Origin of the sequence: Candidatus Tisiphia endosymbiont of Thecophora atra, from assembly GCF_964026395.1 — a bacterium.
Lineage (GTDB): Bacteria > Pseudomonadota > Alphaproteobacteria > Rickettsiales > Rickettsiaceae > Tisiphia.
Genome location: NZ_OZ032145.1, coordinates 1,809,287 through 1,827,001, shown reverse-complemented (window position 1 = coordinate 1,827,001; position 17,715 = coordinate 1,809,287). Strand labels below are relative to the sequence as shown.

At 30.7% G+C, this 17,715-nt stretch carries 13 protein-coding genes and 1 tRNA gene; 9 read left to right on the top strand and 5 right to left on the bottom strand.

From position 1 onward, the window contains the following. Positions 1–242 precede the first annotated feature (242 nt). The gene (locus tag AAGD45_RS08535; protein ID WP_341761449.1) at positions 243–1,694 is read left to right on the top strand and encodes an ankyrin repeat domain-containing protein; all 1,452 of its coding nucleotides are present in this window, start codon (positions 243–245) and stop codon (positions 1,692–1,694) included. Here AAGD45_RS08535 and rpiB read toward each other — a convergent pair. Then, positions 1,691–2,125, bottom strand: coding sequence for a ribose 5-phosphate isomerase B (gene rpiB / locus AAGD45_RS08530; RefSeq protein WP_341747329.1), 435 nt, complete (start codon positions 2,123–2,125; stop codon positions 1,691–1,693). The genes AAGD45_RS08535 and rpiB overlap by 4 nt on opposite strands. 90 nt (positions 2,126–2,215) lie before the next feature. Between rpiB and AAGD45_RS08525 the strand changes: the two genes are divergently transcribed. Continuing rightward, positions 2,216–3,130 (top strand): LysM peptidoglycan-binding domain-containing M23 family metallopeptidase, encoded by a 915-nt coding sequence (locus AAGD45_RS08525; protein WP_341761448.1) that lies wholly within the window; start codon positions 2,216–2,218, stop codon positions 3,128–3,130. A gap of 47 nt (positions 3,131–3,177) precedes the next feature. On the opposite strand, the gene AAGD45_RS08520 is transcribed toward AAGD45_RS08525, so the two are convergent. Continuing rightward, on the bottom strand, positions 3,178–4,980 hold the full coding sequence (locus AAGD45_RS08520) for an ABC transporter ATP-binding protein (protein WP_341761447.1): 1,803 nt from the start codon (positions 4,978–4,980) through the stop codon (positions 3,178–3,180). Further along, positions 4,958–6,742 (bottom strand): ABC transporter ATP-binding protein, encoded by a 1,785-nt coding sequence (locus tag AAGD45_RS08515; protein ID WP_341761446.1) that lies wholly within the window; start codon positions 6,740–6,742, stop codon positions 4,958–4,960. The genes AAGD45_RS08520 and AAGD45_RS08515 overlap by 23 nt, the downstream gene beginning before the upstream one ends. A gap of 150 nt (positions 6,743–6,892) precedes the next feature. Between AAGD45_RS08515 and AAGD45_RS08510 the strand changes: the two genes are divergently transcribed. The 5 genes from AAGD45_RS08510 to AAGD45_RS08490 all read left to right on the top strand — a co-directional run bounded on the left by AAGD45_RS08510 (position 6,893) and on the right by AAGD45_RS08490 (position 15,711). Continuing rightward, positions 6,893–9,508, top strand: a complete 2,616-nt coding sequence (locus AAGD45_RS08510; protein WP_341761445.1) for an AsmA family protein — start codon at positions 6,893–6,895, stop codon at positions 9,506–9,508. Between the two features lie 256 nt (positions 9,509–9,764). Continuing rightward, on the top strand, positions 9,765–11,132 hold the full coding sequence (locus AAGD45_RS08505) for an ankyrin repeat domain-containing protein (protein ID WP_341761444.1): 1,368 nt from the start codon (positions 9,765–9,767) through the stop codon (positions 11,130–11,132). Between the two features lie 111 nt (positions 11,133–11,243). Beyond that, complete coding sequence (pgsA, locus tag AAGD45_RS08500) at positions 11,244–11,792, top strand: CDP-diacylglycerol--glycerol-3-phosphate 3-phosphatidyltransferase (protein WP_341761443.1); 549 nt, start codon at positions 11,244–11,246, stop codon at positions 11,790–11,792. 255 nt (positions 11,793–12,047) lie between these two features. Then, positions 12,048–13,481 (top strand): hypothetical protein, encoded by a 1,434-nt coding sequence (locus AAGD45_RS08495; protein WP_341761442.1) that lies wholly within the window; start codon positions 12,048–12,050, stop codon positions 13,479–13,481. Further along, positions 13,474–15,711, top strand: coding sequence for a tetratricopeptide repeat protein (locus AAGD45_RS08490; protein ID WP_341761441.1), 2,238 nt, complete (start codon positions 13,474–13,476; stop codon positions 15,709–15,711). Before AAGD45_RS08495 ends, AAGD45_RS08490 begins: the two co-directional genes overlap by 8 nt. On the opposite strand, the gene AAGD45_RS08485 is transcribed toward AAGD45_RS08490, so the two are convergent. After that, positions 15,708–16,121 carry a helix-turn-helix domain-containing protein gene (locus tag AAGD45_RS08485; protein ID WP_341751650.1) on the bottom strand — a complete coding sequence of 138 codons (414 nt, stop codon included), beginning with the start codon at positions 16,119–16,121 and terminating at the stop codon, positions 15,708–15,710. The two genes, AAGD45_RS08490 and AAGD45_RS08485, sit on opposite strands and share 4 nt — an antisense overlap. 217 nt (positions 16,122–16,338) lie before the next feature. Between AAGD45_RS08485 and AAGD45_RS08480 the strand changes: the two genes are divergently transcribed. Then, positions 16,339–16,428 (top strand) — tRNA-Ser (locus AAGD45_RS08480). 83 nt (positions 16,429–16,511) lie between these two features. Here AAGD45_RS08480 and AAGD45_RS08475 read toward each other — a convergent pair. Then, positions 16,512–16,982: a recombinase family protein gene (locus tag AAGD45_RS08475; protein WP_341761440.1), complete on the bottom strand. Its 471-nt coding sequence runs from the start codon at positions 16,980–16,982 to the stop codon at positions 16,512–16,514. Positions 16,983–17,461: 479 nt separating this feature from the next. On the opposite strand from AAGD45_RS08475, the gene AAGD45_RS08470 reads away from it, so the two are divergent. Beyond that, a complete protein-coding gene (locus tag AAGD45_RS08470) occupies positions 17,462–17,677 on the top strand; it encodes a hypothetical protein (RefSeq protein ID WP_341761439.1) in 216 nt (71 codons plus the stop codon). Positions 17,678–17,715: the final 38 nt, after the last annotated feature.

The following is a 17,715-nucleotide window of genomic DNA, read 5'->3' as shown; positions in this document are numbered from 1 at the left end:
ACTGTTGAAAGTTAAAAGATCGTCATTGCGAGCGAACGTACGTGAGCGTGGCAATCCATAAAGCTTGTCATATAGATTGCTTCGTCGACCTACGGTCTCCTCGCAATGACGATCTTTTAACTTTCAACAGTTGTGGGGATGTTACTTAGGCTATTTATCGTTTTTGATTACTTAGGTTCTTATATCATGATTTAAAGATATAAGAACCTAGTATAATAAATTTAACGTGAGAATAATTATAAATGTACTTTAACATGGAGAGTAAGGAGATTATCTTAGGTAACAAATTTTTTATAGTCCTAATAACTATCTTTTTGTTTATGGATAAGGCTGATGCTGCTCCACCACCTCTTCCCCCAGCATTGCCACAATTAGAAAGTGATAAAATGAATCAACAGAAAGAAGAGGCAGGTTCTTTGCTGGAAAAAATACAACAATTTATGCATTCTAAGAAAATTGATAATGAAGTATCAGGATCAAGCAAACCATCATCCACACCACAAGATACTAATAATGAAGAAGGTGAAACAGATTCCTTCATTGATTTAGGGAATAATAAATTACCAACCTTAGAAAATACAAAAGAATTGGATCAATTAGATAAACATCTGTACCAAAAAATTGATCTAGACAAGCCTAGTAAGAATGACAGTAATACCAACAAAGATTCTCCTACTCTTCCAGCAACTGAGGTTAAAGATGCTGTACCTATTAAGCCACTTGATTCATCTGCCCAGTCTAAACCTCAAATAGATATTCCGAGTAGTAATAAGTCTGAGCCACAAGCTACTGTACCTTCTGTAACTATACCTGATAAAGAGAAATATCCAGTAATATTGCAGCAGTCAAGTAATGCAGATAATAAAGAAGTGGTTGCTCCTAATCTAGATATATTGCCTTCTTCGCAAGAAAAAAAGCCTGCTTCACCGCAAGTAACTGCTCCTATCGTACCAATAGTATTACCTAAGGAAAATACTGAATCTAAAGTGACTAAGCCTCAAACTCTTATCCCAGTATTTGTAAAAAAGGATAAGCAACTAGATGACTCTAGTAAAACTGCCCTAGAGAAAGATACCATAGAGAGAGATAGGAATGTAATCAAAGAAGTGCAAGAAGTAAATAAGTATCAACCTCATCAATCTGCAATTACAAAAGATAAAGCTAGCACCATCAAAGAAACATCGCCTAAAATAACTGAATTTGTACAAGATGAAGCACAAATGTTACTTTTACCAAATGATGATGTAGTATTGGGAGAGCTTACAGAAGAGGCAAGATTAGAGCAAATGGATATGTATTCATTTATTCAAATGTTTAAGAAAATTTATGATAGTGACAATAGAAAGCAGCAAAGAAAGATGATAGATAATTTTATTGATAATTATGATAGTGATTTCCATACTACTATAGTAAGTGATGCAACGGATAGAGCATTTGAGGCAGTTAGAAAAAATAATTTATTTGTTCTTAGGGTTCTTTTGGATAATTATCCAATCATCCAAAGAAGGGGGAATGATAATTATACTCTTTTACATGAAGCTGCAGAAACTAATAATTACTATATAGCAAAATTGTTAATTATGCGTGGTATAAACATTAAGGCTACTAATTATCATTGTAGAACGGCATTGGACATCTCTGATGAACAAAATAATAATGTGGGCTGTTTGATAATGAAAGCAACAGCAAATTAGTTTATTTTTGCTAATCTAGCACTATGTCTTCCACCTTCAAATTTAGTCGTTAAAAATTTATCGATCATTTTACAAGCTAGTTCCTCATTAGGTATTTTAGCTCCTAACACTATTATATTAGCATCATTATGCGCCCTTGATCTTTCTGCCATAAATAAGTCAAAACATAAAGCTGCTCTTATTTCAGACGTACGATTTGCGGCAATTGACATACCTATGCCAGTTCCACAAATTAAAATTCCTAAAGGAGCTACATTTTCTAAAATCCCATCAACAACTTTTTTAGAATAATCTGGATAATCCACTATTTCTTGATTGTAAGTACCACAATCAAGAATAGATATATTTTTATCGTGTAAATAACTGATAATTTTGCTCTTGAGTAGAAATCCGGAGTGATCACTGGCTATTATAAGATCGTAAGTTTTCATAATTACTTAATTTTGATAAAAAATACTAGACTTGATTCTATATTAAAGTTAGTTTATTGCATAATAAAATTGCAAATTTTTTGGTAAGTTATGAAGAGTAATATAGTTTTTGTCTATTTTATAGTATTTTTGATTTCTGGATGTAGTGCTCAATCTCCAGCCCCTATTGAGTATAATCATGGAAAGGATTTTACCAAAAAGTCTACAACCATCAATTCACCAACTACAGCATACTCCGAAAATAAGAAACTATTAGAAAGCGATGAAGGTGAAATAATAAGTAGAGAAATTGATGAGAAGGAAAAAGATTTTGACGCTCCAACTGGTTTCTTAAAAGATCGTAATGCCATAGAAACTGAAAATCGAGACGACGTAATAATAGTTCCAAAAGTGAAACCAAATGATAGTAAGCTAATCTACCATGAGGTACAACAAGGAGAAACATTAGTATCAATAGCAAATGATTATGGTCAGAAGGTTGAAGAATTAGCTGAGCTAAATAACATATCTGCACCATATCATCTTAATGAATCCCAAATTATCACAATACAAATTAGTACTGAGTTATTAAATAAAAAAAATCAAGAAAGTCTTGTAAAAAAAACGAAAAATACTGTTCAAACTAATACAGCAAAATTTATCAAACCAATTGAAGGTAAAATTATTATCAAATTTGGTGAGCAAACATCTAAAGGAAAAAGCAAAGGAATTAATATTGCCGCAGACGAAGGAACTGCTGTAGAATCTATTGCAACAGGTCAAGTAGTGTTTGCAGGTAATGATACAAAGTTTGGTAATTTATTAATAATAAAGTTAGATAATAGCGACCTGTATGTTGCTTATGCTCATTTGCAAGACCTACTTGTTCAAAAAGGAGCAACAATTTCACAAGGAAAGATAATAGGACATGTAGGGAGTACTGGAGATGCTAAATATCCTCAGCTACATTTTGCTATTCGCGAGGGGAAGATAGCTGTTGATCCGCTAACCTATGTAAGCTATTAGGTACAACTTTAGGCTTCAATGCCGTTAGGTATTTTTACTCTATATTTTCATGCTTCCTTATTTTTATTATTTGGCAAAAATCCTCCAACTTGTGCATCCCACAATGTTCTATAAAAACCACCTTTCTCAAATAGTTTAGTATGGGTGTTATCTTCAATAATTTTACCTTGATCAAACACTAGGATACGATCCATATGCATCAAAGTAGATAAACGATGGGCAATCACAATGGTGGTTTTACCTTGCATTAGTTCCCATAAGCTTTCTTGGATAGTACTTTCAGTAAGAGAGTCTAGCTGAGAGGTTGCCTCATCCAAAATCAAAATTGGGGCATTTTTGAGAATAGCCCGAGCTATGGCAATCCGCTGACGCTGTCCACCTGATAATTTAACTCCTCGTTCTCCTACCAAAGATTCATACATTTGGGAAAGTTTGGTTATAAAGGCATGGGCATTGGCACGCTTCGCCGCCTCTATCACTTCTTCATCACTTGCATCAATACGCCCATAACGAATGTTTTCCATAAGTGATCGGTGGAACAGTGAAGGATCTTGTGGAATCATGGCAATAGCTTCTCGCAAGGAATCCTGCCTGACTTCTTGAATATCTTGACCATCTATAAGAATTTGGCCATCTGTTACATCATAAAGACGCAAAATTAAATTTACAAAAGTTGATTTACCGCTACCGGAATATCCAACTAAACCAACCTTTTGCCCAGCTTCAATAGTTACTGATTTATTCTGAAATAACGGTTCAATGCCTTTGTAATGAAATTTAACTGATGAAAAAGTGATTTGACCATTGGTAATTAGCAAATTTGAGGCATTGTCTTTATCTTTGATCTCTAGCGGTACAAGAAGTTTGGCAATACTCTGCCTACATTTGCCAACAGCTTTATTTAACTCATCTACTTGCTCCATAGCCCACCAAGTCATATATCCTACTTCAAGACTCAAACCTAAAATAAGTGCAAAATCACCACTACTTACCATTTGCTTCATCCGTAACTGAATTAAAAAATAAAGCATGAATCCAAGCATAATAGAAAGAGAAATGCCCTGCATAAAACGCAATGTTATTGCAAATATTTCTTTTGCTTGAAAGGTTTTTTTTGTTATAAGCAAAGTTTTTTTAAGATAAGATATTTCATAAATACGTCTAGCAAAAATTTGTACATTACTGGTATTGGTAATACTATCGACTATTTGCCCTGAAACAATTGATTCAGCAGCAGCATGAGATTTTGATAAATTAACAAGCTTTTTGGACATGCGTAGACTAAAGGAAGCAAATACAAGGAGCCATATGAACAAGGCATAAAAAAACTTCGGATGCACATAATACATATTCACCAAGGACACCATTAGCAGTACAACCACTCGAATAAGATGCCTTGTGATGTCATGCACAATACGTTCTATGTTATCAGCAAGTGTATTAATTTGAGTGGCAATAGCCCCTGCTAAATTATCTTGAAAAAATTGTTGCGTATGTTGTAGTACATATCCAAAAGTTTCACTAATAATTTGATTTTTTATCATTGGCTGGAACTTATAGTTTATATATCCCATACCACGCCAACAAAGATTATGTATCTCAAAATTCAACACAAAAAATACAGCAAGCCAAAATATAATAGATAGCGTATTGTTTAGCTGTGATGTACCTAAAGAATCAATCATATATTTAATAAGCAAGCTATTACAAGGACCCCAAAGTCCAGTGATCATAGCAAGACAAACAAAAATAATCACAAAACGTTTGTAGCCTCGCAAAAAATGCCATATAAAAGACCACAAATTTGGTGTTAATGTGCAATCCATATCATCTTTCCTTATTTTTATCATCTGGCAGAAATCCTCCAATTTGTGCATCCCACAGAGTTTTATAGATTCCTCCTTTAGTAATTAACATAGTATGAGTGTCGTCTTCTACAATTTTGCCACGCTCGAATACTAAAATACGATCCATATGCAGAAGTGTTGATAAACGGTGAGCAATGACAATAGTTGTAGCATTAGTAGTTTCCAAAACTTCATTAATAGATTTTTGAATTAGAGCTTCAGTTGGTGAGTCAAGTGCCGATGTTGCTTCATCTAAAATAAGGATGGGTGCATTTTTTAAAATAGCCCTAGCGATTGCAATACGTTGCCGTTGTCCGCCACTTACTTTTACACCTCGTTCACCAACTATTGAATGGTAACCATTAGGCATTCTCTCAATATCATCATGTATTTTAGCTTTTTTACAAGCTTCTTCAATCTCTTGTAAAGTAGCATCATATTTAGCTAGCTGTAGATTCTCTAGAATAGAACGATGAAACATCGTAATATCTTGAGGGATTACTGAGATATTGCTTCTTAGCGACTCCTCCGTTACTTGTGAAATATCATATCCATCTACAAAAATATATCCGCTTTGTAAATTGAAATATCTAAGCAAGCATTTAATTAAAGTAGTTTTTCCAGCACCTGATGTGCCAACTATACCGATCCTTTCTCCAGGTTTGATGTGTAATGTAAGATTGTCAAATATAGTACTTCCACTACTATAACGGAAGGTTACGTCTTGATATTTAATATCACCTTTGACACGAGGAAGCAACTTAGCATTTTCTGTATCAGTAACATCTGAGATAGTATGAATAAAGTTAAATGAAGATTTAATGGCAGCAATCTTAGGATTTATAGAAAATATTATACTGTCTAATAACTGATCAATCGCCCACTCAATGTTAAAAGTAATCGCTATAGTAACTGCAAATTCACCAGCTGTGATTTGTTCAGTTTGGTATAAATATGCCAGTACCCATATTTGGGCTGCTGCTAGTATAGTAAGTAATATGGAATCGATCAAATCTACATAATAAGCATCATACTGCCTAGTTTTTCTATCCCAGCCTTTCCATTTATCAATGGCAGGAAGGAGTTTTAATTTCAGCTCCGTCCAACTATTACCAATAATCTTAATACCAAAAATATTGGCAATAGAATCATTGATAATGCCAACCGCTTCTTGTCGTGCCTTAACATATTCTTCTTGCAGTTGTCCTTGTTTTTTTAATAAAACTGACATTATTGGTACATACACAATAAGAAAAGCAATTACAACCCCTGCTATTTTATAATTCATCATGAACAAAAATATTATGCCACTTACAATAGTTACAAGCTGTACCAAAGAACGATTGAGAACAGTAATTATGGTTATAATACCATCTTGAAAATCAGTGATTTTACTGGCAATTTCTCCTGATAAATGAGAATCAAACCAATGTAAAGAGTGTCTGATAGTTTTGCCATAAGTGCTTTCGATGATTTCTGCAAGCATCGCTGGCTTGTATTTAATATCAAAAAGCCTAACGATAAAAAACGTACCATGATTCATCATTTTATATAATACAAATAACCAAAGAAGTAGGGTAACATCTATTTTTGGATCTTTGGCAATAGTATCAATAATTTCTTTAATTTGATAGTTAACGAACATATTAAACAGTGAAGCACCAATGGACATAAGCGTAAGGCTAGCTAGGTACAGCCGGTATTTGTAAGCCAAGGCGTATAAGTATGATTTTAGTTCATAGTTTTGTTGTTTAGTAGAAGTCATAAAATATTTATTTCTAATTATGCAAAAATGCACTTTATCATAGCAGGTTATAATATCTCCACTAAGTACTATCTTTAATATTTTTTTTAATTAGTGGAAAAGTTATAACCTGCTATAATGAATTCTTTACATAATTAAAAGGGAATTGTAGTGCAAAAATTTCTCAAATATTCAGCTGGGTTATTTATTTTAATAATCGTTATATTGCTAATAATTCCTTTATTTATTTCCTTAGAATCATATAAAGGCCTAGCAACTGATAAAGTCAAAGAAATAACTGGTCGAGAGCTACAAGTCAATGGTAAGATCACCCTATCTTTATTACCAACTCCTACTATTACAGTTAGAGATATAAAGCTTGCTTCTCTACCTAATGCTCATTATCCTTCTCTATTGGAAGTTAAGGAAGTATCTGCTTCTCTTTCTATATTATCGCTATTTAGAGGAAATATAGAAATCTCAAAGATTGAAATTAATAAACCAGTACTTAATTTAGAACGGATGCGAGATGGTGTAGCTTCTTGGGAATTTCCTAAAATACAAAGCAATGTTAGTAACAGTTCAACTGATAAAATGCATGATAAAAATGCAGAATTTTCGTTAGATATAAACTTAATTAAAATTGTTGATGCTAAGCTAAATTATGTTAATTTTAGCGGTAGTACTAGAGGTAATAGTGTTTCCCCAACAACAATAGATATTGATAGATTAGAAATTAAAAACCTGCATGGACCATCTGATTTAGCTTGCCAGTTCTATTCTTCCGGAAAACATTATGATATCAAAGGTAATATAGAGGAGAAGCATGGTAGTATAGCTTTAACAGTGAATTTAAATGTTCTGCAAGAAAAAGTTAATCTCTCAGGTGACTTTGCTTACGACAATATGACTTTTGTTGGACAGCTCAAACTGGAAGGAGCTGCTAAGAATCTGCAAAGTATTTTTCCTGATATACCTATCCTACACGATTTAGATCACAAACTAACCTTTAACATCAATAGTGATAAGAAATCATTTAAAATAAGTAGTATTGACTTTACGGCAGGTAAGCTATCAGCTACAAGTAATGCTAATTTTTATTTTGAAGATAATAAGGGAGATTTAAGCGTTAAATTATTGGATAAGCCATTCTCTTTTGCCACAGGCTTTGCATATTTAGATCAAAATTTATTGCTAAATAATATTAATCTAATTGTCGATAAAGCTAATATAACAGGCAATATAGGTATTAAGGATTGGGATAAAGACCTAGTTATTTCTTATAATTTAAAAATTAGTGATATACCAACCATTGCTAGTTTGTTTGGTAAAACTTTACCTGTTAATCTTGGTGATGTTTTGCTAAAGGGTGAGACTATTAAACAGCAAAATTTACTTAAAACTAATAGTATAATAATGCTGGCAAAAACTACTAATAATATCAAAGGAACTATCTCTTTAGATAAGGTTATTAAACCTGCTATTACTATTGAGAGTTTTGGTGATAATTTAGGTCAAACTATAGGGCAATTAACCACTAGTTCGCCTAATAAAATACTTGGTAGCTATTCTCTTTCAACACAAGTCGAAGGAGATATGACAGAAATTATAAAAATCAACATAAATAAATTTACTGTTGCATTAAAAAAGAACCCTGTAAATTTTAGTGGGGCAGTAAATATAAATTTGACATCTGCTAAACCAAAGATTCTATCAGATATAAAAATAGCTTCCTTAAATTTAGATGATTTAAGTGATGCACCGCCTAATAGTGGATCTACTAACTCGGTGCAAAATGTAGACAACTCTGTGCCTTGGTCTAAAGATACGATAGATTTGTCATTTTTAAACAAGTTTGATGGAGATTTAACCTTAACTATACAAAAAATTATTAAAGGGAGTCTGATTTTTGATAGTATAAAAACTACTATGTTATTAGCAAATGGTGTGCTGGATATAAAATCTTTAAATGGCAATTTATATGGTGGCACTTTAATCGCTACTGGCAAAATTTCTTCTCAAATTAATCAACCTGTTAGCTTTAAAGCTAGTATTAAGGATGCCGAGTTAAAAAATATAGTACCACAAGGAGGTAAAATTAAAGTTACGCAAGGGGTTGTTAATTGTGTACTCGATCTAAAAACAAAAGGTCAGAGCCAATTGCAATATGTAAGTAACTTATTTGGTAAAACAACATTAACAGCGTCCAATGGTAAAGTTAGTGGATTTGATCTACAAAAAGTATTAGATAGCCTTAAAAACATTAAAGACCTTCAAACTATTTTAAAAATGCTCGATGGTTTCTTTGCAAGTGGTGAAACAAAATTTCAAAAACTTGCTGTAGATACTGAAATAACAGAAGGCATAGTTAATATAACACATGGCACATTAGATGCCCCCTCGTCAAAGGTAGCAGTTACTGGCAATATTAACCTTCCTGCCTATACATTTGATACGAATAGCATTATTACTGTCGATATAAAATTAATGCCACCATTCAAAGTTCGTTTTTATGGCTATCTTAATAATCCACAACATAAACTTGATACTAAAGCACTACAGCAATATCTTGTGAAGAATTTAGTAAATAGCGTGGTTAACGATGTTAAGAAAGGTAAAAAACCTGAAGACATACTAAAAGATATTATTGGAGTAGGCAAAGATAAAAAGCCCACAGGAGAAGAAGTGCAAAATGATCAAGATAGGGGATCTTCTACTAATGGAGAGCAGCCTACCAACAAAGTAAAGTCTACCATTGAAAAGGGATTAAAAGGATTATTTAAATAATGACATTTTTTAGATTTACCATTGCCTCATCTGTTACACCCTCCTCACTAATAGAGCTAAAGTATACGGCTTTAAAAAGATGTGGGCAAAAGTAAGCTCGCAATGACGTCTGTGGATTTGGCGTAATGTTAGCCCTAGTTAGCTCTACATATACTCAAATAATTTTCTGAGAATAATATCTTTTGTTATTAGTGGCACTAAATATTTATGCTATATTATTTTATAACTGATAGAGGTTGTTAATTAAAGTGTTTTTATGGCAAAAATTAAAATAACAGAAAAAGAGAGAAATAGCTACATATCAAATAAATCATTTTTGGAACATGCTCTTATATATGCTATTAGAGCTAGGGACAAAAAAACACTTGAATTGTTAAATAGTAGGTGTCCTGATTTCAATTCTTTTATTAAAATTAAACTAGAAGACTTATTTAAAGAATTAATGTATTTAGTCACGAATGATAAATATGAAAAGATAGTAAAATTAATAATTAACAAATTCGACATTAGTTTAAGCCAACAAAGAGATCAAAGAGGTGCAACTTTACTTAATGAAGCTGCTTGCTACGGAGCTGCAAAAATTGTAAGTTTTCTACTTAAAAAAGGATTTGATCCTAATAATCAAGATTTTTATGGACACACTCCATTACATCATGCAATAACTGTTAATAGTCTAGGAACTGTTATTCTACTCGTTAAACATCCTAAGATAGACTTAAATGTTCAAGATCAGGATGGTAATACCCCACTTCACTTATCAATTTTTCATAAGGATTATTCAATATTAACAACATTAAAAGATGTAGGAGCAAAGCAAAATGTAGCAAATAAAAGAGGCTATAATTATTTGGAACTCTATAAGGCATTGACAAAGGGAAGTGCAAAAGTTACGATGCCAAACTTACAACCACCTGAAGAAAAAGAAAACATAAAATTCTATGAAGGAATGGCAAATTTTTATAAGGGTATTTTATCGGATGGAAATCAAGGAGAATGCTTTGTGAGGGCTGTCAATAGTATAAAAACCTTCCTTAATGAATTACCAATATCTCATAATACAATAGACTTTGCTTATGAAAGCTTATGGGCATTAGCTAAATTATATGAGTACTATAAATATAAAGATTGTAAAGATAGTAATAAATTACAAAAGTATATAATAAATAAAGCGGAAGCTTGGAGGTTATGTACCGCCTCTGAAACAAATGCCTTAGAAAAAATAAATACAATTATAGATACGAATTTTGAAGATTTCTATAAAATAATACTACAACTTAAATCCCAAAATCCACCTTCTACCATTTTACAATCATTAGTAAAGCATGAATCGAACTCAAAAGATCAAGGTCTTAAAGACACAATGCTTCAAGTTGGATATGAACCCCATTCTTATTTTTCAGAATTATTAAAAAATTGGGATTTTGCACGTTTGCAGAATAATGATCTTAAAAACGAAGAAATTATTGAAACTGACGAAACATCTTATTTATCATCTCTTCCTAAAGAGCCTGAGTGTAGTACTATTACACAGGAGTTAGATTTGGCTGCAATGGGTTTAGCAGAAGAGGAGAGGAAAGCATTAGGTGTTGATAGTAATGATACCAGCGTTTTTTTGGCAAGCTAGGTTAGTTCTTTTAAGTTATTCTATAAAAATTTGTTCCTATTTTCTTGGATTTAGGTCATAATCCGTCGTTGTCATTTTCTCAAGAAATCAAGAAGTAAAAATATATAATAAATGACTATTGACAAAAATATACCAAATTATCTGACGATAGCTCGTATTGTGGTTATTCCAATTATTGTAATGACTTTTTATCTAGATAACTCTAAACTAGCTCATAGAATTGCAGCGTTATTATTTATTATAGCTAGTATTACTGATTTTTTTGACGGTTATCTTGCTAGAAAATTTGATTTAGTATCAGGGTTTGGTAAAATGTTTGATCCAATAGCTGATAAATTATTAGTAGGTTGTGTAATTATAATGTTGGTAAAAAAAGGAGCAGCGGGAGAGATACCGTGCTTATTAATTTTAGCTCGTGAATTTTTAGTGGCTGGACTACGTGAATTTCTAGCTTTAATTCAAGTAAGTATTCCTGTGTCTAGATTAGCTAAGATTAAAACATTTACCCAAATGTTTGCTTTGTCAGCGTTAATTCTTGGTTCTAAAGGTTCAGGTATAATTTATATGGATTTAATAGGTCAAATAGCTTTATGGATTGCCGCACTTTTAACTGTAGTAACCGGATATTCATATTTGAAGGCCTGTAGTAAATATTTTTGAGCAAATTAGTTCCTAAGCCAAAATATTACTATTGATTTAAATTTTACCATCTAAAAGCAATTATTTATTATAATAAAAAAATAAAATTATTGATATAATAGTAACTTAGTGTAGCATAAAAAGTATGATATATAATTAAATGATAGGTATTAATCCTAGATGTTTTAGATACATTACGCAACTATTATAAGCAGCCAACTTACGTTTCGAACAAAAGAATAGCTGTGTAATCTCTAACTATTAGTTTATTGGGTTATGAAGGAGCAAAATTCACCATATTTAGATAAATTAAAGCAAAATTTATTCCAGATATTTATCTTAATTTTTATAGTTTATAGTACAATCATAGCTTCATTGTATAAATATTATAATGCTAAAGTTGAAATGGAAAAAACACAAATTCTACAAAACCAGTATAATAAAATACTAGCAGTAAGTATGAATAAAATCTCTTCTCTAGCGTATCATTTATCTAGCAATATTCAGGAAAAAAATGTTACAATCAATAGTAATGGTAGTGAACTTGAGATATGTAATGAGGCAGAAAAATGTATAAACTATAATCTTTTTAATTTTGGAGCATTATTGAATAAGCATGTTCCGGAATTCATTTATTACAAGATAGAACTCAATAAAAAATTTCTTTATTCAAATATCAAAACTCAAAATTATCAAATAGATAAAATATATCCTATCAACGCTTCTAACCAACTTAATATTAGTTTGGCAATTAATAGTACATATTGGCATAAAGTAAAAGCAGATATTAAAAGACCATTTTGGGTATTAACAGCATTTATTACTGCTAATCTTCTATTGTTATATTTTCTCTTTAAAAGCTTATTTAAGAGTTTCAATAAATCGTATGCATTACATTATCAAGACAAACATGCTACAGAATTAGAACAGCTTAAGTTTAATTATCAGCAGGAATTAAAAAATTGCGAAACCTCTTTAATGAGGAAAATTTGGAATAATGATTTCAATAAACAAAAAGATTTAGAAATTAATTGTTTATTTGCTCAGGAAGCTAATCAAATATCCTTGCTTGATAAGAGTTCTAACAATCAAGAAGATATGATCAAGGATTATAGGTTAAAAAACTTTGGTGATAAAGTACCTTGCTCTATACTTCTGTATCAAGAAAATAAAATAGAAGAAATTAATGCCAGTAAATTAGTTGACTTATTTACTGATAGATTTAATCAGGAAGACGAAAATATATCGATTGAAATTTTAAGCAAAGCAAAAATATTATATTTTGCTTCTAATGCAGCGTTGTACCAAATCATTTATAGTGTTATTAACTATCTATTTTTTTTGTTAAAAAAACAATCTTCTACTACCAAACACAATATTAGGTTAACTATCGATAATATAAAACAAAAAATAGAGCTACGTTTTGAATATGACGGTTATCCTATAATGACAGCAGAAGAGCTACTCAAAACATCAAATCATTTTTTCAAAACGCATGCTAACCCTTTTTTACTTAATTTAAGTCAAATATTTAATATATTAAGAGCTGATGGATTCAACTATAAAATAAGTTATAACCAAAGCAATATTATAGAAATCTATCCAAATGATTCAAGCATAAGACAGGAAAATAAAAGTAACCAACAACCAATAAAAACAGAAAATAATGTGATTCTACTAGCTTCTTTAACGAGGAAAAAAAATGAATAAATATTTATTGCCACTTATGGTGTTATTTATAGTCAATAATTCATTTGCCCATACACAAATATCTAATTTGATCACTCCAGTTAGTTATTTTGTCAATCATGAGCAACAAATTAAAATGCTTGAGAAACATTTAGGTAAATATAGACAAGCAAGTATAGTTGGTACTAGTGGTATAGGTAAAACTCAGTTAATTAGGATGTATACTTATGAGAATAAAAATAATTATGATCTAATTTGGTTGTTTGATTGTAACCTAGACCTTAATGAACAATTTGTTAAATTAGCCCAACAACTCAATATGGTCAAACAAACTAATATATCTGAAGCAGTAACTCTAGCCAAAAAAGAAGTAATGTCATATTTAACTTCTACTAGTAAATGGTTATTGGTGTTTGATAATTTAAAAGTTAATGAAAATAAAAAAGTGCAAGACTTTATTGATTGGGAACATAATGGTAATGTGGTGTTTTGTTCTCAAAATAACGAAATATTACCTAATGTTATATTAATGACCTTGTTTGATAAACCTACTATCGTAACTTTGGCTAATACTTTATTGGATAATAAAGATAAAAATAGTATCGAATTTTTAACGCAATCTTTTAGTGGTTATCCAATACTTATAGTTCAAGGAATCCAATTACTAAATAAAATTAAAGACCTAGATAAAGAAGAGTATAAAAAGAAAATTTATCAATCAACTGATAAAATAGCAACAAATATCAGCATGGCTATAAAGGAATTAAAGCCTAGTGCGGTAAAGTTACTTAATAAAATAGCTTTGATAAATAACCAAAGTTTCTCAAAACAATTACTTACTATAATTACTGATAACAAAGATACTCTCGATGATGATATATACCAATTATCTAAGTTTATGTTGATTAGCAATATTGATTCTAATCAGGATAATCCTATTTTTGAAATGAATGATGTAGTTAGCAACAAAATAATGGAGATGAATGGAGATAAAAACAATAGAATATGTTTAGAGGATATTATTCTAAAATTACCTAAACTCAAAGGAGTGCATTCTGCCCATGTATGGAGAGCTACTAATACTATATCCGAAAATTTAGAGATTATTTTTCAAAATGCTGAAAAATATAATATTAACATATATTTAATGCTTAACTTAAGATTGCAATTGTTTGCCTCATATATGAATGCTTGGAATCTATACAAATCAAAGCAAATGGTTAACTGGTTTGAGCAAAAAGAACAAGACGAACAGTTTAAATTTTGGCAAATGTCTACCTGTCAGAAATTTTGTTACGCTAGATATTTAGTAGGAGTAGGACTTTACAATAGAGTAACATCGATAAATTATCAAAAAACTATTTCTTATTTAACTAAAGCACTTAAAGTTTTAGATACCCTAGGTGATGATTATGATTATATTTATTCTAAATTTAACTGTAGCTTAAACATTGCTCTAACTCATGTATATTTAGGTAATATAAAAACTGCTGAAGAAATTATTAATGAAATGGAGAAGCTATTTAAACATAGGATAGAGGGAGGAAATATATTTATATTATATCATGTGAAAGCTAGAATATTTTTTATTCAAGGTAAATATAATGAAGCTTTAGAATACGTCAATAAAGGCATCGAGGTATGGAAGACGTTAGATCCTAATGATCTAGGTTTTACTAGAGATTATTTACTTAGGGCAGCAATATTAAGCTCTATTGGCAAATATCAAGAAGCTTATGTTCAAACTCAACAAGTATATAATATGCATAAATCTGTAAACCAAGAGGCATTAGGTTATATTTATACACAAATGGCAAAAAGTGAATTAGGATTAAATAAAATAGATATTGCTTTAGATCATATTAATAAAGCTATAACAATATTGTTAGCAGATGAACGTAGAAATCCTAAGAATGTAGATCATTTGGAGGATCCAGATTTAGCAGTAGGTTATGTAGTACAAGGTGATATTTTACTTGCTCAAGGTAACATTAAAGAAAGTATAGAATCTTATAAAAAAGCTTATGCTATATACCACTATTTCTATGGGGATAAAAGTAAAAATGTTGTTCAAGTAAGTGAGTTATATAACAAAGGAGCAAAAGCAGCTTGTAAAAACAAAGATTTATATAATTATAAATTCTTTGGTAAACCACAAATTAAGGAATTTGGAATAAATCACCCTAATACTATCGCCATGTTTGAATATTGTAAACAATATGACATGGATTTATGGGTAAAGCAAGATTAAGGTTTGTGATATTTATCAATCATCCAATCTATAAATGTATTATCAACAGACTGTTTTTTCAGTGCATATTCATATACTTCTTTTATTAGAACTGTAAGATTTGTAAATGAAAAATTTAAGTTTCTTTCAATTAACATATTAATTGTTGCACTAGTGGCTTTACTAAAAATTTTCATTTGATCAATAGTTAGCACTTCATGGCTTATTTCGTTATCAACAACAAGAGCTTCTAGGCTAATATCTAAGGCTTTTGCAATTAATTGTAAATTATTAGCACTAGGGTTTTTTGAACTACCATACAAAATGCTATAAACAGTATTTCTACTTAATCCAGTTTTTTTCTCTATCTCTACAGCATTTATATTTTTTTGCACCATTAATGAGCTAAGTTTGGTTTGTAAATTTGCCATAGATAAGATTCTATATATAAAATTAATATTTCTAGATAATAAGGTATAACCATCAAAAAGTAAATAACTAAAATAATTAATTATAATTAATTTATTTAGATCATGGGAGTTTGTAACACTAATTTTTAATGATCTACTAAAAAATTTAAATTACCCTGACCCCTCTTATAAACATTTATACTTGAATTTTTTCAATCTATCTGATATGTATTACCTTGGATAGGTGTCCGAGTGGTTTAAGGATCTAGTCTTGAAAACTAGCGTGCGGGCAACCGTACCGTGGGTTCGAATCCCACCCTATCCGCCACTGTGGTACAAGTCATCGTTTTTTTAAAAATATCGAAAGGGAAACGTAGAGAGGTCTCAAGTTTTTTGCCTCTTAGTTTGAGGTTATGAAATACGTAATTTATGATCTAGACTCCTTTTAACGTTATCACTTAAACTATCAACGTAAGATTGTGCCATTAATACGTTCATCCCCCACATTAGCCTTGCATGGGATTGAGAATCTTTGTTTATTACATAACCTTCTGTTCTAAAGTGTAATTCTATTTTACCAGCTTTTATTGGTTCTTCCAATAATGAAATTTCTGAGATTCTCCTTTGAACACGATCTACTTTATCAGCAACAATAGCAATAGTATCTCTGTGACTTTTAGCAAATTTGATCATTTCCTTAAATTGTTTACGATCACCTCTGCTGGAAGATTCGATAATTTCAAAGATTTGGATAATTTCTAGGTTTTTACGTTGGCAATATTCCAACAATCTGTGTTTTTGTGCTTCGATAGAGTGTCCTTCTTCTTGTTCTTTTGTTGAAACACGAACTAAAATTATGGCTTTTTGTGCTGAGTCTGTCATATTTTTCCCTTTGATAATAGTAATAATAAATTAGAGTTTAAATTAATAAGTATTATGCATTCAGAGATAGATCAAATACTGGATAAGTCAAGTTGAGTTTGCATTAAATTATCCAAGTAACCCCAGTATTAGAGCCAAGTGTAACATTTTTTTAGCATTAATAATTTTAGGTTATTGTAAAAATAATTGTTTTAACTCGTATCAGGAGTAACTTTATCAAGTGCTTTATCATAGATACCCCTATTTAGCTATTTTAAGCCTCGCACAACGCATTTTAGTATTCTTGCGTATTTTTTTGGAGTACTTTTGATTATTACTCTCCAAGTCTAAATATGGGCTTTTTTTATATGGGTTTGCTTTAAAATAATAGATAAGTTAAAAACTTAACCGAATGCTGCTGTTTACATCGATCCCATTATTGATATTCTGTATCAGATATGATACAATTGAGTCATAATAAATAAATTTATAATGATCTTATGGCAGCTAAACGATTATTAGTGTCTTTAGACGAGAAAATATTTGATGAAATTGCAGGTCTTGCTAAAATCAACAATGAGTCCTTATCTAAAGTAGCAAAAGGTCTTATTATAACTAGTCTAGAACTTCAAGAGGACAAAATATTAGCTAAATTAGCAGATGAAAGGATAAGTAATACTAGGGAATGGATTAGTCATATGGACACTTGGAAATAATGTATAATCTTCTCTATTCAGATCAAGTTATATACAAA